Below are 18,522 nucleotides of genomic sequence, written 5' to 3'. Positions count from 1 at the left end.
CCAGAGTAGAGCTGCTCTGGCTCGCGGTTGCGAGGCCTGCGATCTCGGCCCGCAGATGCTGGACTTCTGGGAACGCAGCGGCGGCATCGCCGCCTGTCGCAAGATCGCACCGACGAGATGGGTTTGCTGCTCTCAAAGCTTAGCGAGCTGAACTCCTGCTTGGGGCGGATCGAGTGAGCGAGAGGGTGCGCCGGCTGCCCGGCGCGCCCTCTGACATCTGGCTAAGTCTCAGCGGTGATCCAGCCGCTCCACCAGCCGGTCGCCGAGCCACTGGATGCCGCAGACCAAGACGATGAGGACGATGACGACGGCGATCATTACCGATGTCTCGAAGCGCTGGTAGCCGTAGCGGATCGCCAGATCGCCGAGGCCGCCGGCACCGATCGCACCGGCCATGGCCGAGGCGCCGATCAAGGTCACCAGCGTTACCGTGAAGCCGGCGACGATGCCGGGCAGGGCTTCGGGCACCAGCACCTCGCGGATGATCGTCCAGCGGTTGCCGCCCATGGCGCGGACGGCGTCGATCAGGCCGCGGTCGACTTCGCGCAGCGACACTTCGGCGATGCGGGCATAGTAAGGCGTCGCGGCGATCGCCAGCGGCACGATCGCTGCCCAGGTGCCGAGTGCGGTGCCGACGATCAGCCGCGTCAGCGGGATCAGCGCCACGAGCAGGATGATGAAGGGCACCGAGCGGAAACCGTTGATGACGGCACCGAGGACGCTGTTGATCCAACGGTTCTCGGCAATGCCGCCGCGGGCCGTCAGCACCAGCGCCAGGCCGAGCGGCAGGCCGGCGGCCAGCGAGATGATGCCGGATGCGGCGGTCATCAGGATTGTTTCCCAGAGCGACCGCAAGAGCAGGTCAAGCATGATCGGTGTCATAGCCGAGTACCTCCACCCGCGCCGAGCGGGCCGTCAGAAATTGTTCGACCTTGTCCTTGAGGCCGGGATCGCGGGCCGGGACGGCGATGAAGAAGCGCGCCACCGGCTGGTTTTGAATGTGATCGATGCCGCCATGGACGAGGCGGAAGGAATGCGGGAGTGCTGCCGAAAGATCGGCGAACAGGGCACCCTGTGCCTCCGGTCCGGCGAGATCGACGCTGAGGATCGCTTCGGTCCCAATCTCGGGCGAAAGCCTTGCGGCGATATGTTCCGGAAGCTGCGGGCGGATGCTGCCGAGCAGGCTCTTCGTGATCGTGCTCTGCGGATTGCCGAAGACCGACCAGACCTGGCCTTCCTCGACGATCCGGCCAGCGTCGATGACGGCGACGCGATCGGCAATACCGCGGATCACTTCCATTTCGTGGGTGATCAGCACCACCGTCAGGCCGAGCTTGCGGTTGATGTCCTTCAGCAGCGCTAGGATCGAGCGGGTGGTTTCCGGATCGAGTGCGGATGTCGCTTCGTCGGAGAGAAGCAGCGCCGGGCGGGCTGCGAGCGCGCGGGCGATGCCGACGCGCTGCTTCTGGCCGCCCGACAGCGATGAGGGATAGGCCTTCGCCTTGTCTGCGAGACCGACGAGATCGAGCAGCTCGCGCGCCCGCTTCAAGCGTTCGGCCTTCGCCACGCCTTCGATTTTCAGCGGCAGGGCGATGTTTTCCTCGACCGTCTTCGACGACAGCAGATTGAAATGCTGGAAGATCATGCCGATCCGGCGGCGCAGCGGCTGAAGCGCGCTTTCCGGAAGGCCGGTGATATCGCGGCCCTCGATATGGATTTCGCCGCTATCGGCCCGCTCCAAACCATTCAGGCAGCGGATCAGCGTCGATTTGCCGGCGCCGCTGCGGCCGATGATGCCGAAGATTTCGCCTTTCCTGACCGTCAGCGAAATGCCGTCGAGTGCGGGCGTCTCGCCGAAGCGGCGCTTGACGTCGACCAGCCGGACGACATCGGCCGCTGTTTCCTGCTTCGCCCCGATCGCCGGGGCGGACACGTATGAATTCATTGTCTTTCCTTCAGAAATGCCCAAGGCGGCCCGGACGATTGACGTCCGGACCGCCTTGGATTCGCGCCTTTCCCCCAGCGCGAATTTTGACTTAGTAGGCGCTCAGGCCCGTTCCTTTGTAGACCTTGTCGAACTCGGCCTTGACGGTGTCGTTCTGATAGGCCGAAACCAGCGCCTTCACCCAATCGGCGTCCTTGTTGTCTTCCTTGACGGCGATGAAGTTGCGGTAGGGGTTGTCGGCGATCGGCTCCTGCGCGATGCGCTCCTTCGGCGACAGACCGCTCTTCAGCGCCCAGTCGGTATTGACGACGGCGCCGTCGAGATCGTCGATCGAGCGGCCGACGATGCCGGCGTCGAGTTCCTTGATCTCGAGCTTCTTAGGGTTCTCGGTGACATCGGCGAGGGTGGCGAGAATGCCGGTGCCGTCCTTGAGCTTGATCAGGCCCTCGTTCTGCAGCACGCGCAGCGCACGGCCTTCGTTCGATGGGTCGTTCGGCACGCCGATGATGGCGCCTTCTGGAATCTCGGCGATCGTCTTGTACTTCTTGGTGTAGAGGCCGATCGGCCAGACGCCGGTATAGCCGACGCGAACGATATGGTAGCCGTGCGTCTTGATCTGGTTGTCGAGGTAGGGCTGGTGCTGGAAGGCGTTGGCATCGACTTCTCCGCGCTCCAGTGCTTCGTTCGGCTGCGTGTAGTCGTTGAAGGCGATGGTCTCGATCTTGAGACCCTTCTTGGCAGCTTCGGCGGTCACGACGCGCCAGACGTCTTCGTCCTCGCCGCTCATGATGCCGACCTTGATGGATTTGTCGGCTGCAACCGAAGGAAGCGGTGCGGCAAAGGTTGCCAACGCGACGGCGGAAACGGCGAGCGCTGCAAGGCCTGCGCGGCGCGTCAGGGCGAGCGTGGAGAAAGTCTTGTTCATATTATTGTCCCGTCTTGATGATGAGAATTGATCTCTAAACAGCCAAAAGCATGTCAGATCGCGGGCGCGCCTTCGAAGCACGGGTGTCTCTTCTCGAATGCAGGCCGGAAAAACTCTTGCGAAAGCGGCAGGGCTTGCCGAATAAAATTCCACATTTTTTATAGAGTATATTGGTTGTGCGGAATGATGATCCGCCTTATTGCGGATTGCAGCAGTGAATGATCCAGGTACGATAACGTGATGAACAGCGGTGGCGGTCTTTCCAAGGTCGTGGCAATTATTGGCGGGGGCGTATCCGGCGCCGGTGCCGCCTATCATCTTGCGCAAGCGCTTGCACCCGGGCAGGCCGATATCATCGTCTTCGAACCGCGCGAGGAGCTTGGCCGCGGGCTCGCCTACGACACGGCGGATGCGGCGCACCGCATCAATGTGCCCGCCGCCCGCATGAGCCTGTTTCCCGATAGGCCGGAAGATTTTCTCGACTGGATCGCCGCCACCGATGGCGTTGCCGGCGATCCGCGGGCTGTTCGCTCCGATGGCAGCCTCTTTCCGAAGCGCAGCCTTTTCGGCGCCTATATTGCCGCCCGTGTGCAGCCGCTCGTTGACGAGGGCAGGATCATCCACAGGCGCGCGTCGGTGACCGGTGTCGAGAAGACATCGGATAAGTGGGTTATTTCCGACAGTGCCGGTGCGGAGACCCGCGCCGACTATCTGGTGGTCGCCACGACGCATCCCGCACCGTCCGCACCCCGCGGGCTGCAGGCCGCACTCGCCGGTCATCCGCGATATGTTGCCGATCCGACGGCCGCAGGCGCGCTCGATGCGATCCGCCCTGATGACCGTGTGCTGATCGTCGGCAATGGTCTGACGGCGGCAGATATCGTCGCATCGCTTTCGCTTGCCGGTCACCACGGCGAGATCGTCTCCGCTTCCCGGCGCGGCTTGCGGTCACGCGGCCATGCCGCGGTGGCGCAGGAGCCGTTCGGTGATTCCACGGCGCAACCCGCGAAGACCGCCTCGCAGCTGCTGAAGAGCATTCGCCGGGCGATTGCCGAGGCGGATAGGGCGGGCATCAGCTGGCACGCCGTCATCGACGAGGTGCGCGGCCATGGACGGCAGATCTGGCAGGGGCTTGCGCTTGCCGAGCGGCAGCGCATCGTCCGGCATCTGCGTCCCTTCTGGGATGTGCATCGCTTCCGGATCGCTCCGCAGGTGGAGGAGGCTCTCGATCAGGCAATCGGCGAGGGGCGGCTTTCGGTGCTCGCCGCGTCGGTTCGTGATGCCGAACGTGATGGCGAAGAGATCGGCGTCACGCTGAGGCTTCGCAACGGCAGCACGCTGGCGAAGACCTTCGACGCCGTGGTGGTGACCACGGGGCCGGCGCATGGCGGCATCCTGCAGAGCCAGCTCTGGCTCAGCGAGCTGGCCGAGGCCGGCTGGCTGGAGCTCGATCCGACGGGGCTGGGCATCGCCTGCAACGATCGTTGCGAGGCGATCGGCCGGGCAGGCGACGCCGAACCGTCGCTGCTGATCGGCGGGCCGCTGGCGCGTGGTACCTTCGGCGAACTGATGGGCCTGCCGCAGGTGACCGAGCATTCGGTCTTCGTCGCAGCCGAGTTGCAGCGCAAGCTGTTGCAGGCTGACTGATAGAGACGCCTTTTCACACCGTTTTGGCGCTTGTTCGCCTGCGGCTCATTGCCATCCCGGACAAAGCTCAACCTGAGGGATCGAATTTCCCTGCCGCTCTTCAGAATGGAATTCCATTCCTTTAGTGCACTAAATTTATAGAGAATATTTGGCGCAAGATTAAAGGAGAGAGACATGCCCCTTCGCCTCGTGGGAATCGCCGGCAGCTTCAGCCGCCCGTCCAAGACCTACGCGCTCGTCGACCATATCGCCGGTTTGGCGGCTGAAAGCTATGGTTTCTCGATGAAGGTCTACGACTTGCACGACGTCGGTCCGTCGCTTGGTTCGTCGCTGTCGCGTAAGGAGCTTGATGCGCAGGCTGCCACCGTCATTGACGATATCGTCAATGCCGACGTGCTGGTGGTCGGCTCGCCGACCTACAAGGGCTCCTATCCCGGTCACTTCAAGCATCTGATCGATCTGATCGAGCCGCATGAGCTGCGCTCCAAGCCTGTGATCATCACTGCGACCGGTGGCGGTGACCGGCATGCGCTGATGGTCGAGCATCAGCTGCGCCCGCTGTTCGGTTTCTTCATGGCCCACACGCTGCCGACGGCCGTCTACGCTTCGGATCGTGATTTCACCGACTACAAGGTCTCGTCGGAACCGTTGTCCGGCCGGATCGGCGCCGTTGTCGATGAACTGGCGGCCTTCTTCCCGGCCTCGCGCCGCAACCTTCAAGCCGCGGAGTAACGTCATGGGCGGCGCTGGCTTGGGTTTGCGGATGGCGGACGAGCTCTGGAACGTCTTCGATTTTTCCCGCCGCTACCGGCTTCCGGTCCGTGAACAGAACCGCCTGCTGATGCTTTTCGGCCCGGTGGCCCGTGCCGAAGACCTGCTTGCCAATGCAAGGCGCAACCAGTCGATCTGACGATCTCATGAGGAGAACCGGGTTATGAGGCTTGTATTCGAAATCCTGTCGATCCTGCGGCAGGCGCTCAGCCATCCGCGGCCGCTCGATGCGGCGCTGCTTTCCGAAGGCGACCGGGAGCCCAGCGCCCGCGACTATGAATTCTACTATTGGACCCCGGCTTCCGGGCCTTGGTATTGAGGAGGCTGGCATGGCCGTTTTCGACGACCGCCGTCCGGCGCCGCTTTCACCGTCCGGCCGGATCCTGCGCAGCAGCGCCGATCTAGCCGCACCGGCTGCCGCGGCACTCTCCTTTGCTCTGCTTTTTGCCATCACGTTCGGCATTCTCTAGATCGGAGACGACATGACGCCGGTACTTATCGTTCCCGGACTTTTCGGATCGGAAGAGGCGCATTGGCAGAGCGCCTGGCTCAAGGATCACCCCGAGAGCCGTCTGGTTCAGCAGGAAGACTGGGATCATCCGCGCGTCACCCCATGGCTGGAAGCTCTGGAAACGGAGCTGGAGCGGGCGGGCGACGCCTTCATCGTCGCCCACAGCCTCGGTTGCCTGCTGGCAGCCCGTCTGGCCGGACGGCCGGCGGCCCGGCGCGTCAAGGGCGCGCTGCTCGTCGCCCCTTGCGATCTCAAGGTTACCGACAAGCTGCATCCCGGCCAGATCGGTTTCGGCACCATGCCGACGGAATGGCTGCCGTTTCCAAGCATGCTCGTCGGCAGCCTCAACGATCATTACATGTCGCTTGAGCGGCTGACGCTGTTCTCCAGGCTCTGGGGCAGCGATCTGCGCAATGCCGGGCTCGCCGGGCACATCAATGTCGCCAGCGGATACGGCCGCTGGCCGGGCGGCTACCGGCTGTTCGAAACGCTGAAAACAAAGACGCGGCATCTGAGCAAAATCCCGCCGAAAAGGCATTCACTGGAGCGGGAAGTTCCTCTAGCGTAGCGGCGGATATTTCACCCTGTCAGGCATGAGGCATTCCCAGCCCCTGGCTGCCACCATCTTCATAAAGGTCCCATTCCATGAGCCTGCGCATCAATGACGTCGCCCCGGATTTCAGTGCTGACACCAGCCAGGGTCCTATCCAGTTTCATGACTGGATCGGCAATGGCTGGGCGGTGCTGTTCTCGCATCCGAAGAACTTCACGCCTGTCTGCACCACGGAACTCGGTGCCATGGCCGGACTCGAGGGCGAATTCCGCCAGCGCGGCGTCAAGATCATCGGCATCTCGGTCGATCCGGTCGAAAGCCACGCCAAGTGGAAGGGCGATATCAAGACGGCGACCGGCTTCGAGGTCGAGTATCCGCTGATCGGCGACAAGGATCTGAAGGTCGCCAAGCTCTACGATATGCTGCCGGCCGGCGCCGGCGAGAGCTCGGAAGGCCGCACGCCGGCGGATAACGCGACTGTGCGCTCGGTCTTCGTGATCGGCCCAGACAAGAAGATCAAGCTTGTTCTCACCTATCCGATGACGACAGGCCGCAACTTCGCGGAGATCCTGCGCGCCATCGATTCCATCCAGCTGACCGCCAAGCATCAGGTCGCGACGCCCGCCAACTGGCAGCAGGGCGACGACGTGATCATCACGGCCGCGGTCTCCAATGAGGATGCGATCACGCGGTTTGGTTCGTTCGACACGGTGCTGCCGTATCTGCGCAAGACGAAGCAGCCTGCTGCTTGAGGTTGATTAAGGGGAGGGTTCGTTGAACTCTCCCTCATTGCTATGCTCGCCACAAGACGAGGGAAATGCCGTGCTCGTGGCCCCCTCATCCGACCCTTCGGGGCTCCGGGCGGGAGCGTCGCTTCCAAGCGAAGCGCCTTCACGCCTCGGCGTGATGCTGCCTCTGCGCACTCCCCGCAGACCTCCTGATCACCTCGCCGATTTCCATCAGTTGCCTGACCAGCGGGGTCGAGTTGCGCCAGATCATGCCGATGGTGCGTGATGGCCGGGGCGACTGGAAGCGGGCGATCGAGACTTGCGCCGAGCGGGTTTCGATTGGGACGGCCATTTCCGGGATCAGCGTGACCCCGATGCCGGCGCCGACCATCTGGACCAGCGTGGAGAGCGAGCTGCCTTCCATGATTTCCCGCGGCCGCGCCTGGCCGATGCGGCAGAAGGACAGTGCCTGTTCGCGGAAGCAATGGCCTTCCTCGAGCAGCAGCAGCCGCATTTCGCGCAGCATGTCGCGGTCGGGAACCGGGCGGCCTTCATCTTCCAGACGGCGGACGAGCACGAATTCCTCGTCGAACAGTTTCAGTTCGGCCAGCGACGGTTCCGAGACCGGGAGGGCGACGATCGCCAGATCGAGATCGCCTCGTGACAGCTCCTGCACGAGCTTTGCGGTCTGTGTCTCGCGCACGTCGATCTGAATCCCGTCGAATGTGGCGTTCAGATCGTTTATGATTGCCGGAAGCAGATAGGGCGCAACGGTCGGGATAATGCCGATCCTCAAACGCGCCAGAAACGGATCGCGCGATGCGCGGGCGAGATCGCCGAGCTCATCGACGGCACGTAAAATGTCATGAGCGCGGGAGGCGAACATCTGGCCGAAGGCGGTGAGCTTCACCTCGCGGGCGCTGCGTTCGAAGAGATCGTTTCCAAGCTCTTCCTCGAGCTCCTTGATCTGCATCGAGAGCGCCGGCTGCGAGATGGCGCAGGCATCCGCGGCAAGGCGGAAACGGCCGTGGCGGGCGAGCGCCTCGAAATAGCGCAGCTGTCTCAATGTCAGGTTATTCATAACTTTATCTTATCGCGGCAATCAGTAAATCCAACTTAAATTTATCACATGCTTCCGATAAGAAGAGGGTAAGGGAGGAGGCGCCGAGGCGCTCAGCCGGCCAGATGGCACGGCCCCTCCCTGTCGACGGCAGATCATCGAATAATTCAAGGAGAACGTCATGGACGACCAGAAACCCGACAGCGCAGGCAAATGTCCCGTCCCGCACGGCGGTAACACGCCGCGCGCCAGAGGCAATCGCGAATGGTGGCCGAACCAGCTCAACGTGCAGATGCTGCATGGCCATTCCGTCCGCTCCGACCCGATGGGTGAAGGCTTCAACTATGCCGAAGAGTTCAAGAAGCTCGATCTCGAAGCGCTGAAGCAGGACCTTCACGCGCTGATGACCGATTCGCAGGAATGGTGGCCGGCCGACTTCGGTCACTATGGCGGCCTGTTCATCCGCATGGCCTGGCATAGCGCCGGTACCTACCGCATCACTGACGGCCGCGGCGGCGCCGGTCAAGGGCAGCAGCGCTTTGCCCCGCTCAACAGCTGGCCTGACAACGTCAACCTCGACAAGGCCCGCCGTCTCCTGTGGCCGATCAAGCAGAAATACGGCAACAGCATTTCCTGGGCCGACCTTCTGATCCTGACCGGCAACGTTGCGCTTGAGTCGATGGGTTTCAAGACCTTCGGCTTTGCCGGTGGCCGTGCCGACGTCTGGGAGCCGGAAGAACTCTATTGGGGTCCTGAAGGCACATGGCTCGGCGACGAGCGCTACAGCGGCGAACGCGAGCTGGCAGAGCCGCTCGGTGCTGTGCAGATGGGTCTCATCTACGTCAACCCGGAAGGCCCGAACGGCAATCCGGATCCGCTCGCGTCGGCACGCGACATTCGCGACACTTTCGCCCGCATGGCGATGAATGACGAAGAAACCGTGGCGCTGATCGCTGGCGGCCACACCTTCGGCAAGACTCACGGCGCGGGTGATCCGTCGCTCGTCGGTGTCGAGCCGGAAGGCGGCGCGATCGAAGATCAGGGGATTGGCTGGAACAGCAAGTTCGGCACTGGCCGGGCAGGCGACACGATCGGCAGCGGTCTCGAAGTCACCTGGACGCAGACGCCGACGCAGTGGAGCAACTTTTTCTTCGAAAACCTCTTCGGCTTCGAATGGGAGCTGACCACCAGCCCGGCAGGCGCCAAGCAGTGGGTGGCGAAGACCGCCGAAGCTTCGGTTCCTGATGCTTTCGACGCGTCGAAGAAGCATCGCCCGACGATGCTGACCAGTGACCTAGCGCTGCGTTTCGACCCGATCTACGAAAAGATCTCGCGCCGCTTCCTGGAAAATCCGGCCGAGTTTGCCGACGCGTTCGCTCGCGCCTGGTTCAAGCTGACGCACCGCGACATGGGCCCGAAAGCCCGCTATCTCGGCCCGGATGTTCCGGCTGAAGATCTGATCTGGCAGGATGTCGTTCCGGCCGTCGATCACAAGTTGATCGACGATGCGGACATCGCCGCTCTGAAGGAGAAAGTTCTCTCGACCGGTCTTTCCGTGCAGGAGCTGGTTTCCACCGCTTGGGCGTCCGCCTCGAGCTTCCGCGGTTCCGACAAGCGCGGCGGTGCCAATGGTGCGCGCGTCCGTCTTGCGCCGCAGAAGGATTGGGAAGCCAACCAGCCGGCCCAGCTTGCCAAGGTTCTCGGCGTTCTCGAAGGCATCCAGAAGGAGTTCAACGCCGCCCAGAACAGCGGCAAGAAGCTCTCGCTGGCCGACCTGATCGTGCTGGCCGGTGCTGCAGGTGTGGAAAAGGCCGCGAAGGCCGGCGGCCAGTCCGTCAACGTGCCGTTCACGCCGGGCCGCACCGATGCGTCCGATGCACAGACCGACGCTGCTTCCTTCGCAGCGCTGGAGCCACGCGCTGACGCGTTCCGGAACTATGTCAACGGCAAGCGCAAGCAGTTCCTCAAGGCCGAAGAAGCGCTCGTCGACCGTGCCCAGCTGCTGACGCTGACGGCGCCTGAGATGACCGTTCTCATCGGTGGTCTGCGTGTGCTGAAGGCCGGTGCTCCCGAGCATGGCGTCTTCACGTCGCGCCCGGAAACGCTCTCCAACGACTTCTTCGTCAACCTGCTCGATATGGGCACGCAGTGGGCTCCGGCTCCCGGCAAGGACGGCGTTTATGAAGGCCGCGACCGCAAGACCGGCGAATTCAAGTGGACCGGCACGCGCGTCGACCTGATCTTCGGCTCGCATTCGCAGCTGCGCGCCATCGCCGAAGTCTATGGCCAGGCAGACGCCAAGGCGAAGTTCGTCAAGGACTTCGTTGCCGCCTGGAACAAGGTGATGAACGCCGACCGTTTCGATCTCGTCTGATCGATAGGATCCGTCTGGACGCGGTAGACCGCGTCCAGACATCTGGTGCTCTTATTCCCCAAGGCGCCGAAACCTCGCGGGATTATGCCTTGCACCCATTTGTGCTGACTAATTTACGCCTGGATTAATCACATTTTTTGGACAGTGTGTTCCAGTTACGGGGATGGAAAATCTCCGGAACAGCCGTTACAGATAGCGTCGTGATATATCGCGACTGGCCGATTGCGCTGTGCGAGCGACGAGACGACCGTACGGCGAACGCACGGCCGTCGATCCTGACAACAATACGGATAACCCTCTCCATTTCATCCTCCGCGGCGCCAATTCCTCCCAGGCGCATACGCGGCGATCCTGCTTTGATAATTCCTCCCAAGAAATTACAGCCGATACACACCATGACCACACCTTGCCCCGAGTTGTTTAAAACCCTCTTCGGCATCGCCTCCTATCCCGATACGCGGGAGACGGAGGAAAGCGACGTGATGCCGAGCCAAACTTTCAGGACGGCGCTGCGCATCGTTCTGGCTATTGCCTATAATCAGGCGCAGTCGCGCACGACGCCGCACCGCAAGATTTGCCGGATTGGCGGCATAGCCGAGCATGACGCCGATGCGATCCTCGGCCTTTTGAAGTTCGCAGATATTGTCAGCGGCGATGATGAAGGTTACCGGCTTGCCCGGTCGCCGCGCATGGTCTCGCTTGCCGAAATTTATGCCGCCGTCACGCCGGCCCGCAAGCTGCCGAAGACAAGCTTCGATTATCTCTATGATGCTCTGATCGACAAGGCCCGCACGGCAGCCATTGCCGACCTCGATGGCATTGACCTCTCTTCGACGCTCGCCGATTTGCTTGGGACCGGGGAAGGCACGAGTTTTGAAGTGGCCGACCGCGGCCACTAGCAACTGCAACTCGCCGATTCACAGCAATCGGCGATAGTGGTTCTAGATTTTTTGCTGTTTCGGCGGTATGTCACAATTGATGAGTGACACACGGTTTCCGACAGCGCTGCAAATCGTAGTGACGGTCGCGGTCAACGAGGCCGCGGGCGTTCGCACGACGAGCCCGTTATTGGCCGTCAGTCTCGACACGAACCCCAGTTTTGTCAGAAAAATCGTCTCGACTCTGTCGAAATCCGGCATCCTCGTCTCCAGCGACGGGGTCAACGGTGGGATACGCCTTGCAAGGCCGGCACCTGACATCAAGCTTCTCGACATTCATGGCAGCGTGCTGCCGGAGCAGAAGGCCTGGTCGGCAAGGGGAGGCATTCCCTCGATCTGCTCGGTCACCCGCAATATCGGCGCTGTATCGGATCAGCTGAGTGCGCAGGCCGACAGCGCCGTCGCAGGCGTGCTGAAAGGTGTCACCGTGCAGGATTGCATCGAGCAGATCAGCGCACTCGATCGCAGCGATCTTAGCGCCGCAACCCACTCCTAAAAACTCCAAATAAAAAAGAAGCCCGGAGGGAAATCCGGGCTTCTTCACTGTGATCGGAGGTCAACCAGATCACTTGACGTGCGTCTCTAACCGCACGTCAATTCATTAGAAGTCGCGCTGCAGGCGGAAGAAGCCTTCAACCCAGTCGGCATCGCCCTTACCGTCAACCGTCTGATTGCCGTAGTCTTCCTTGACGTAGGTCGCGGTCAGCTTGGCATTCAGGTTTTCAACGACCTGGTAGTCGAGGGTCACGCCGGCGCGCCACATGCTGCCGTCATCCCAGCTGCCGTCAGCATCGGTTACGATGTTGTTGGTGTACTGAGCTGCCGGGGTGATGGTGAACTTGTCGGTTGCCTTCAGAGCGTACTGAGCAACGACCGTCCATTCGCCGTTTGCGTAGTAAGCGTTGCCGCCGTTGCCGGCATCGCCGAGACCGCTCGACCAGATGACTGCAACTTCAGCCTTGCCTGGGCCAACGTCTGCACCGATACGAGCCGTGACGGCGCCTTCCTGGTTGCCAGCGTCATAGCCGCCGTAGACAGCCCAGGTGAAGTTCGAGAACTTGCCGCCGACCGAAGCGTCAACGCCGAGGGTGTTGCCACGCTCGTCCGTGCCGCCAACGAAGGACGAGCTGCGGGTGAAGGTGCCGTCGTTGCCGCCGAGTTCTTCGAGCGCTACGCCTGCGTAGAAATCGCCAGCGTCATACTGATAGCGAACAGCGTTCGTGTTCGTCACGTTCGCCATTGCATCGGTTTCGCCCGAGAAGTCGTCGTCCCACCAGCTGGTGAACTTACCAACGCGCAGGCCAGCGATATCGATGTAGGCCTGGTCGATGATCGTGCCGGTGGAAACGCCACCGAGGGTCGTCGAGCTTTCTGCGGTGATGCCGCTTGCACCTGTAGCAACCGGACGGTTGTTGGCTTCAAGAACGATACGGCTCGTCAGTGTGCCGTATTCCGTGTCGCTCTTGGCGTCGAAGGCGACGTGAGCGCGGGTACGGGAAGACCAGTCTTCGTTCGAGTTGTTCTTGTAAGCATCGCCGAAGCCGAAGCCGACGTCGAAGCGGAGGTAGCCACCGATCTTGAGGCAGGTTTCGGTGCCCGGAATGTAGAAGTAGCCAGTGCCGTAAGCGTCGCAAACGCGAACGTATTCAACAGCTTCCGGCTCAGCTGCAACAATGGCGTCGGCCGCGTATGCGCCGGACACCGAGCTCAGCGCAGCCGCCGAACCAATGAGAATAGAACGAATGTTCATAGCAGTTCCTTTTTCAATCGGGCGCAGGAGATCGCGCCGAGAAACCAGCGTCAAAAACCCATCCCAGTTTTGTCGAATCCCCTCAGGGGAAAGCGGCAACCCGCGAGTATTGGATCGCACATCAGCCTAACCGTATCAAGCTGAGATACGGTTAGGTCACGCTGTTGCGGACCCCTGTTGCCAAAACGACACAAATTGATGATCTGAAAACGCAGATATGGGCATGCTGCAGCTGCGAAGCAAGGCCTTTGATATTGAAAATAAAACAGAAACGGCTGGATCCTGCCGTCGCCTGTGCGAAAAAGGCGGCACTCTGCGCAGGAATCCGATGTAACCTATATAAAAGCTGGCTATTTCATTGCGCGCCCATGGTTTCGGCGTTATTTGACAATAGAAGAAGGCATAATGGCGCGAATACTGCAGGGCTATCGAAGATGCTGACGAAAAAGGGAAAATACGGGCTGAAGGCGCTGGTCGATCTGGCCAGGCTGGCGCCCGGAGAGACGGCGTTCATCAACGACGTCGCGGCGCGCAACAACATCCCGAAGAAGTTCCTCGATACGATCCTGCTCGAGCTTCGCAATGTCGGCATCCTGCGCTCGAAAAAGGGACCGGGCGGCGGTTACTCGCTGTCGCGTCCGGCATCGGAAATTCGAATCGGCCATGTCATCCGTACGCTCGACGGTCCGCTGGCACCGATCCGCTGCGCCAGCCGCACGGCTTATGAAGCCTGCGACGACTGTTCGGATCCCGAGACCTGTCATGTCCGCCGGTCGATGACCGAGGTTCGCGACGCAATTGCCGATATCCTCGACAACATGACGCTGGAACAGTTCGTCGCCAAGGATGGCAAGCTGGGCGATGCCGACGTCGCCGAGGTTCTGCCGGTTTCGGCGGCCGGCTGATCAGATTTCCCAGTTAGGGCCATAATAGGCGACTGCTTTCGCATGCAGGCCTGCGAGCTTGCCGCCGAGCGCCCGGATGCGGGCGTTGCGCCAGTGCCGGTCAAGGTTGCGGCCGATGCCGCCCACGTCACCTTTTGCGATCTCGAAAATGGCGGCGGCGGTGCGTAATGCCAGTTCGCTTGAATGCGCCTGCGCGGCGGTGGCGGAAAACGCCGCCTCGGTGATCGCCGTCCCTGAATTGATCTGGGCGATATCGAGCCTGTGTCCGGCCCGCTCCAGGAGGGCTGCCGCGGCTTCGATGCCGACAATCAGCCCGCCTGCGGCCGGCGGCATGATTTCGGCTTCCTGCAATTCCGACAGAACGGCGCGGGCAATGCCGAGATCAACGCCGGCATGCAGCAGCGAGGCGATCGCAACGGCCGGTGCCTCTTGGCTGACAGCGGCATCTGCATTGGTCTGAACATTCTCAGCGATCAAAGCCGCGGTGCCGTTGGTGCGCTGGCCAAAGCCGTCCCAACTGTCGATTACCTGCAGGCCTTCGCTGCTGCGGGCAAGATAAAGCAGAAGGTTGTTGCCGGGGGTCGAGATCGCCAGCCAGTCGGCAAAAAGCACAGCTGTTGCCTGCCGGCTGCGGCCATTGATGCGGTGGCCGAGGGGAAGGGCGGTAACAGCATCGGTGTCGAAGCTTGCTTCGGCAAAGCGGTCTCCCGCCAAAGCGCGAGTGAACAGCGGGCGCTTGAGATCGTCGCCAGCGTGCTGCCGCAAACCCTCCAAAGCCGCGAAATGGACTGCCAGGCATTCGCCGATCGAGGCATCTCCCTCGGCGATGATCGCGACGATCTCCGCCAGCAGCGCGTTGCTGACGTCGAGACCTTCATATTCGGGAGGCACGGTGATCGCCGTCAGTCCCGAGAGCGACAGCGAGTCGAGTTCGGAATAGGGGAGGATGCGATTGATGTCGCGTTCGCTCGACTGGCGCCTGAAATCGGCGGCAAGGCGGCGCGCTGCGGCGACCGCTTCTTCCTCGCTCTCGATCCGGTGTGCGGCCGGTCTCAACCGGTCGTGCAATTGCGATACTGTTCCCATCGGTCATTCTCTTCCTGATGTCCGTATGAGTGATCGATCCCATCCTTGTTGATAAGGCCGCATTTTCTACAAAATCGGTACGGTTTGAATTTTTCTACCAGCTTGCCAGCCGCAGCCTTTTGCCTAACTATTTCGTAAAGCTCACAATTCGCACTTCACGGCTTCCAGCACAGCGCGGGATCGACTATGGCTCATTCATTCGCAGACGACGACCGTGAGGTTAGGACCATGTCATCGCCATCCCGGCAGCGCCTCCAGTTCGACCCCGGCGATATGCCGATCTATGCGATCGGGGATATCCACGGCCGCCACGACCTGCTGGAGATGGCAGAGCACACGATCATCAGGGATGCGGCGCGTCTTCCGGGCCGCAAGCTGCTCATCACGCTTGGGGACTATATTGACCGCGGGCCGTCGTCGGCCCAGGTGATCTCGCATCTGATGATGCCGCCGCCGGAGAATTTCGACCGGATCTGCCTGACCGGCAATCACGAGATCATGATGCTCGACTATATCGACGGCAAGATTTCCTATGCCGAATGGATGCGGATGGGCGCCGATGCACTGCTGCGCTCCTACGGTCTCGATCCCGAGCATCTGCCGCTGATTTTTCCGACGGCCTCGAAGCTGGATACCTTCATCCGCCAGTCGCTGCCGAAGCCGCATATCGATTTCCTGCGGGAAATGCCGATCTATGCGGATACGCCGGATATTCTCTTCGTCCACGCCGGCATCGATCCGACACTGCCGCTGGAGCGGCAAAGCGACGAAGATCTCGTCTTCATCCGCGAGCGCTTTTTCCAGGCCATGAAGCCGCTGCCGAAGCTTGTCGTCCACGGCCATACGCCGGTCGAGGAGCCGGAGATCGAGGCAATGCGCCTCAATCTCGATACGCGGGCGTTCAAGACAGGCAGACTGACCGTCGCCCGGTTCTGGCGCGGTCAGGTCCACCTTTTCTCCACCTGATCAGGCGTTCGTTTCAGCCGGTTCCGGCTTCTTCGGGATCTCGTCGGTATAATAGCTCACATATTTCTGGCGGTAGCGTTCGGTGCCGCCGAAGTTGCTGAATTTGCTGAGCTCCGACATATCCGTCTTGTTGAGGATAACGCCGAGGATCTTCTGCTTGATCTGTGGCTCGGCATTCAGGATGTCGCGCACCACCGTCGTCGGTGTCTGGCCCCATTCGGTGACGAAGAGGAAGCCATCGACCTGCGGCGCAAAGGCCTTGGCGTCGATGACAGGACCAAGCGGCGCCAGATCGACGACGACGTAGTCGAACATCTTGCGGGCGTTTTCCATCAGGTTGAACATGCCCTGCGACGCCAGCAGCTCGCTCGTATGCATCAGGTTGTCGTTGGACACGACCGGCAGGATGGCGAGCTTGGTGCGGTTGTCGACCTTGACGGCGCTGGCCCAGGGGATTTCGCCGAGCACGGCCTCGACCAGACCCTTTTGCGGCGGCTGTTTCAGCATGCGGGTCAGGCCGGGATTGCGCAAGTCGGCGTCGATCAGCAGCGTGCGCTTGCCGCTGGATGCCAGCAGTGCCGCGAAGTTGGCAGCAGTCGTGGACTTGCCTTCGCCGGGGAGAGCGGAGACGACGCCGATGACACGGTCGGACTTGCCCTGGAACATGACGTCGCTGGCAAGCTTGGCATTGCGCAGCGTTTCGGCAAAGACCGAGCGCGGCGCTTCCAGAACGATGCGCATGATGCGCTCGAAGCTGGCTCCGTCATCGGCCGCTGTCTCGACCGGCTGCGGTAGGGGCTCCTTGCGCGGTTTGAACACCTTGCGCTCCTTCGGCGGCTTGCCGACCAGCGGCAGGTACCCGAGGAACTTGAGGCCGAGGATGGTGCGTACATCGCCTTCGACACGGAAGAAGCGTTCGCGGAATTCCTGGAAAGCGGTCAGTGCGCCACCGGCCATCAGGCCGAGCACGATGGCGAGACCGAGCGTCATGGTCTTCTTCGGGCTGGAAGGCGAGGCCGGGACACCGGCTTCAGAGATCACGCGTGCCTTGGCTATCGGGAAGGACTGCTGCTGCGAGGCCTGCTCGTAACGGGCGAGATAGGATTCGTAGAGCGTCTTCAGCGCCGTTGCGCGCTGTTCCAGATCGTTGAGCTGAACGATCGACTTGTTGGACTCCGAATTCTTGCCGGTCAGGTGCTCGATGTTCTGGCGCAGCGACGCCTCGCGTGTGCGGGCGACTTCGAATTCGTTGCGGTAGCTGGAGGTCAGCTGCTGCAGTTCCTGGAAGATCTGGCGCGTGAGATCGGCCTTTTCCGTACGAAGCTGGACAGCCTGCGGATGGTCGGCGCCGAAATTGGTGGTGATCTCGGCTTCGCGGCGGCTAACCGAGATGTAGCGCGTGCGCAGATCCTGGATAACCGAATTGTCGGTCTGGCCGGAGGAGATCGCCGCATTGTTGACGGCGCCGTCCGGGCCTTGATCGACGATCGACTTGAACTGGTTGTAGCGGGCCGAAGCGCTGGCGGTATCGGCCTGCGAGACGATCAGCTGCTTGTTGAGGTCGGCCAGCTGCTGCTCGGACATCAGTTCGCCGTTCGCCGAGGTCAGCCCATTCTCGGTCTTGAACTTGGCAACTTCGAGGGCGGCCACCTGCGAACGGTTGCGCAGGTCGGCAAGGCGCTCCTGCAGCCAGACAGAGGCGCGCTCGGTGGCATCGAAATTGGCGTTCAGCGTGTCGTTGAGATAGGCGTCGGCATAGGCCTTGGTAATCCGGGCGGCGAGCATCCTGTCCGTCGAGCGGAACGAGACGGCGATCACCGAGCTGCGGGTGACGCGGGACACGTTCAGCGCCTGCTGCAGCATGGCGGCGGCCTTCTGGCGGCGGCCTTCCTTGGCATCATCGTCCGAAACCGGCGGGCCACCGGGCGTCAATGCGCTGACGACGACCTTGAGGCCGGATTTCACGAGATCGACGGGGCCCTGGCCGGTGTCGAGGATCGTCTGGTTTTCCGACAGGTTCTGCGCATCGACGACGCGCAGCGCCAGTTCGGTCGATTTCAGGATTTCGACGGCGCTGGCGATCTGCATGTCCACCTGCTGGGAGCTGGCGGCCGGCGCCTGATCCTCGGCATATTTGGTCATGCTGTCATCCAGCAGGATCTGCGTCATCGAGGTATATTGCGGCGTGGCGAACAGCAGATAGACGCTGGCGAGTGCCACCAGCGCCGCAACGCAGAGCGCAATCGAACCAGCCCGGCGGATCACAATGGCGATCAGGCGATCGATGTCGATAAAGCTGTCGCTATCGTCAGGGGCCTTCGGGACTGTGCTGTGCAGGGTCAGGTTTCGTTGGTTCATGGGCT

Annotated in this window: 19 protein-coding genes; 12 read left to right on the top strand and 7 right to left on the bottom strand. The window is 61.7% G+C overall.

Features of this window, described 5'->3' with window-relative positions; all coding sequences use genetic code 11:
* Window positions 1–228 precede the first annotated feature (228 nt).
* The 3 genes from AC1DNK_RS28130 to AC1DNK_RS28120 all read right to left on the bottom strand — a co-directional run bounded on the left by AC1DNK_RS28130 (window position 229) and on the right by AC1DNK_RS28120 (window position 2,870).
* The gene (locus AC1DNK_RS28130) at window positions 229–882 is read right to left on the bottom strand and encodes a methionine ABC transporter permease (protein ID WP_310293847.1); all 654 of its coding nucleotides are present in this window, start codon (window positions 880–882) and stop codon (window positions 229–231) included.
* Window positions 863–1,945 (bottom strand): methionine ABC transporter ATP-binding protein, encoded by a 1,083-nt coding sequence (locus tag AC1DNK_RS28125; RefSeq protein ID WP_477944372.1) that lies wholly within the window; start codon window positions 1,943–1,945, stop codon window positions 863–865. Before AC1DNK_RS28125 ends, AC1DNK_RS28130 begins: the two co-directional genes overlap by 20 nt.
* Before the next feature lie 91 nt (window positions 1,946–2,036).
* Window positions 2,037–2,870 (bottom strand): MetQ/NlpA family lipoprotein, encoded by an 834-nt coding sequence (locus AC1DNK_RS28120; RefSeq protein WP_477944370.1) that lies wholly within the window; start codon window positions 2,868–2,870, stop codon window positions 2,037–2,039.
* Window positions 2,871–3,110: 240 nt separating this feature from the next.
* Here AC1DNK_RS28120 and AC1DNK_RS28115 point away from each other — a divergent pair, with 240 nt between their 5' ends.
* From AC1DNK_RS28115 to AC1DNK_RS28085, 7 genes are all read left to right on the top strand, one after another.
* On the top strand, window positions 3,111–4,517 hold the full coding sequence (locus AC1DNK_RS28115) for an FAD/NAD(P)-binding protein (protein WP_477944368.1): 1,407 nt from the start codon (window positions 3,111–3,113) through the stop codon (window positions 4,515–4,517).
* A gap of 174 nt (window positions 4,518–4,691) precedes the next feature.
* Entirely contained in the window at window positions 4,692–5,249 is a 558-nt protein-coding gene (gene msuE, locus AC1DNK_RS28110) for an FMN reductase (protein ID WP_477944366.1), read from the top strand.
* A gap of 4 nt (window positions 5,250–5,253) precedes the next feature.
* On the top strand, window positions 5,254–5,427 hold the full coding sequence (locus AC1DNK_RS28105; RefSeq protein ID WP_162698748.1) for a hypothetical protein: 174 nt from the start codon (window positions 5,254–5,256) through the stop codon (window positions 5,425–5,427).
* A 24-nt stretch (window positions 5,428–5,451) separates the two neighbouring features.
* Window positions 5,452–5,607 carry a hypothetical protein gene (locus AC1DNK_RS28100; protein ID WP_477944364.1) on the top strand — a complete coding sequence of 52 codons (156 nt, stop codon included), beginning with the start codon at window positions 5,452–5,454 and terminating at the stop codon, window positions 5,605–5,607.
* 10 nt (window positions 5,608–5,617) lie between these two features.
* On the top strand, window positions 5,618–5,758 hold the full coding sequence (locus AC1DNK_RS28095; RefSeq protein WP_310293858.1) for a hypothetical protein: 141 nt from the start codon (window positions 5,618–5,620) through the stop codon (window positions 5,756–5,758).
* 12 nt (window positions 5,759–5,770) lie between these two features.
* Window positions 5,771–6,367 (top strand): RBBP9/YdeN family alpha/beta hydrolase, encoded by a 597-nt coding sequence (locus tag AC1DNK_RS28090; RefSeq protein WP_477944362.1) that lies wholly within the window; start codon window positions 5,771–5,773, stop codon window positions 6,365–6,367.
* A 77-nt stretch (window positions 6,368–6,444) separates the two neighbouring features.
* Window positions 6,445–7,104, top strand: a complete 660-nt coding sequence (locus tag AC1DNK_RS28085) for a peroxiredoxin (RefSeq protein WP_112538862.1) — start codon at window positions 6,445–6,447, stop codon at window positions 7,102–7,104.
* A gap of 139 nt (window positions 7,105–7,243) precedes the next feature.
* Here the strand turns inward: AC1DNK_RS28085 and AC1DNK_RS28080 are convergent, their stop codons facing one another.
* Window positions 7,244–8,161 carry a LysR substrate-binding domain-containing protein gene (locus AC1DNK_RS28080; RefSeq protein ID WP_477944360.1) on the bottom strand — a complete coding sequence of 306 codons (918 nt, stop codon included), beginning with the start codon at window positions 8,159–8,161 and terminating at the stop codon, window positions 7,244–7,246.
* 160 nt (window positions 8,162–8,321) lie between these two features.
* Here AC1DNK_RS28080 and katG point away from each other — a divergent pair, with 160 nt between their 5' ends.
* The 3 genes from katG (at window position 8,322) to AC1DNK_RS28065 (ending at window position 11,948) form a co-directional block, all read left to right on the top strand.
* Window positions 8,322–10,514: a catalase/peroxidase HPI gene (gene katG, locus AC1DNK_RS28075; RefSeq protein ID WP_477944358.1), complete on the top strand. Its 2,193-nt coding sequence runs from the start codon at window positions 8,322–8,324 to the stop codon at window positions 10,512–10,514.
* Window positions 10,515–10,714: 200 nt separating this feature from the next.
* Window positions 10,715–11,413, top strand: a complete 699-nt coding sequence (locus tag AC1DNK_RS28070) for a hypothetical protein (RefSeq protein ID WP_477944356.1) — start codon at window positions 10,715–10,717, stop codon at window positions 11,411–11,413.
* Window positions 11,414–11,492: 79 nt separating this feature from the next.
* Window positions 11,493–11,948: an RrF2 family transcriptional regulator gene (locus AC1DNK_RS28065; RefSeq protein ID WP_162698756.1), complete on the top strand. Its 456-nt coding sequence runs from the start codon at window positions 11,493–11,495 to the stop codon at window positions 11,946–11,948.
* A 105-nt stretch (window positions 11,949–12,053) separates the two neighbouring features.
* Here AC1DNK_RS28065 and AC1DNK_RS28060 read toward each other — a convergent pair whose 3' ends face one another.
* On the bottom strand, window positions 12,054–13,202 hold the full coding sequence (locus tag AC1DNK_RS28060; RefSeq protein WP_112518359.1) for a porin: 1,149 nt from the start codon (window positions 13,200–13,202) through the stop codon (window positions 12,054–12,056).
* Window positions 13,203–13,636: 434 nt separating this feature from the next.
* Between AC1DNK_RS28060 and AC1DNK_RS28055 the strand changes: the two genes are divergently transcribed.
* A complete protein-coding gene (locus tag AC1DNK_RS28055) occupies window positions 13,637–14,107 on the top strand; it encodes an RrF2 family transcriptional regulator (RefSeq protein WP_112518358.1) in 471 nt (156 codons plus the stop codon).
* Here AC1DNK_RS28055 and AC1DNK_RS28050 read toward each other — a convergent pair whose 3' ends face one another.
* Window positions 14,108–15,193 carry an acyl-CoA dehydrogenase family protein gene (locus tag AC1DNK_RS28050; protein WP_477944353.1) on the bottom strand — a complete coding sequence of 362 codons (1,086 nt, stop codon included), beginning with the start codon at window positions 15,191–15,193 and terminating at the stop codon, window positions 14,108–14,110.
* Between the two features lie 228 nt (window positions 15,194–15,421).
* Between AC1DNK_RS28050 and AC1DNK_RS28045 the strand changes: the two genes are divergently transcribed.
* On the top strand, window positions 15,422–16,159 hold the full coding sequence (locus AC1DNK_RS28045) for a metallophosphoesterase family protein (RefSeq protein ID WP_477944351.1): 738 nt from the start codon (window positions 15,422–15,424) through the stop codon (window positions 16,157–16,159).
* Here the strand turns inward: AC1DNK_RS28045 and AC1DNK_RS28040 are convergent, their stop codons facing one another.
* A complete protein-coding gene (locus tag AC1DNK_RS28040) occupies window positions 16,160–18,517 on the bottom strand; it encodes a polysaccharide biosynthesis tyrosine autokinase (protein WP_477944349.1) in 2,358 nt (785 codons plus the stop codon).
* Window positions 18,518–18,522 lie beyond the last annotated feature (5 nt).

This window comes from Rhizobium sp. 01N424, assembly GCF_056399485.1.
Note: the sequence above shows the minus strand (reverse complement) of the source record. Positions and strands in the feature narration are given on the sequence as shown.

Coding starts and splice junctions, on each gene's coding strand:
- AC1DNK_RS28055 (WP_112518358.1), top strand. CDS start 13,637: ATGCTGACGAAAAAGGGAAAATACGGGCTGAAGGCGCTGGTCGATCTG.
- AC1DNK_RS28115 (WP_477944368.1), top strand. CDS start 3,111: ATGAACAGCGGTGGCGGTCTTTCCAAGGTCGTGGCAATTATTGGCGGG.
- AC1DNK_RS28060 (WP_112518359.1), bottom strand. CDS start 13,202: ATGAACATTCGTTCTATTCTCATTGGTTCGGCGGCTGCGCTGAGCTCG.
- AC1DNK_RS28090 (WP_477944362.1), top strand. CDS start 5,771: ATGACGCCGGTACTTATCGTTCCCGGACTTTTCGGATCGGAAGAGGCG.
- AC1DNK_RS28065 (WP_162698756.1), top strand. CDS start 11,493: ATGAGTGACACACGGTTTCCGACAGCGCTGCAAATCGTAGTGACGGTC.
- AC1DNK_RS28080 (WP_477944360.1), bottom strand. CDS start 8,161: ATGAATAACCTGACATTGAGACAGCTGCGCTATTTCGAGGCGCTCGCC.
- katG (WP_477944358.1), top strand. CDS start 8,322: ATGGACGACCAGAAACCCGACAGCGCAGGCAAATGTCCCGTCCCGCAC.
- AC1DNK_RS28050 (WP_477944353.1), bottom strand. CDS start 15,193: ATGGGAACAGTATCGCAATTGCACGACCGGTTGAGACCGGCCGCACAC.
- AC1DNK_RS28085 (WP_112538862.1), top strand. CDS start 6,445: ATGAGCCTGCGCATCAATGACGTCGCCCCGGATTTCAGTGCTGACACC.
- AC1DNK_RS28095 (WP_310293858.1), top strand. CDS start 5,618: ATGGCCGTTTTCGACGACCGCCGTCCGGCGCCGCTTTCACCGTCCGGC.
- AC1DNK_RS28040 (WP_477944349.1), bottom strand. CDS start 18,517: ATGAACCAACGAAACCTGACCCTGCACAGCACAGTCCCGAAGGCCCCT.
- AC1DNK_RS28120 (WP_477944370.1), bottom strand. CDS start 2,870: ATGAACAAGACTTTCTCCACGCTCGCCCTGACGCGCCGCGCAGGCCTT.
- AC1DNK_RS28125 (WP_477944372.1), bottom strand. CDS start 1,945: ATGAATTCATACGTGTCCGCCCCGGCGATCGGGGCGAAGCAGGAAACA.
- msuE (WP_477944366.1), top strand. CDS start 4,692: ATGCCCCTTCGCCTCGTGGGAATCGCCGGCAGCTTCAGCCGCCCGTCC.
- AC1DNK_RS28045 (WP_477944351.1), top strand. CDS start 15,422: ATGTCATCGCCATCCCGGCAGCGCCTCCAGTTCGACCCCGGCGATATG.
- AC1DNK_RS28100 (WP_477944364.1), top strand. CDS start 5,452: ATGAGGCTTGTATTCGAAATCCTGTCGATCCTGCGGCAGGCGCTCAGC.
- AC1DNK_RS28105 (WP_162698748.1), top strand. CDS start 5,254: ATGGGCGGCGCTGGCTTGGGTTTGCGGATGGCGGACGAGCTCTGGAAC.
- AC1DNK_RS28130 (WP_310293847.1), bottom strand. CDS start 882: ATGACACCGATCATGCTTGACCTGCTCTTGCGGTCGCTCTGGGAAACA.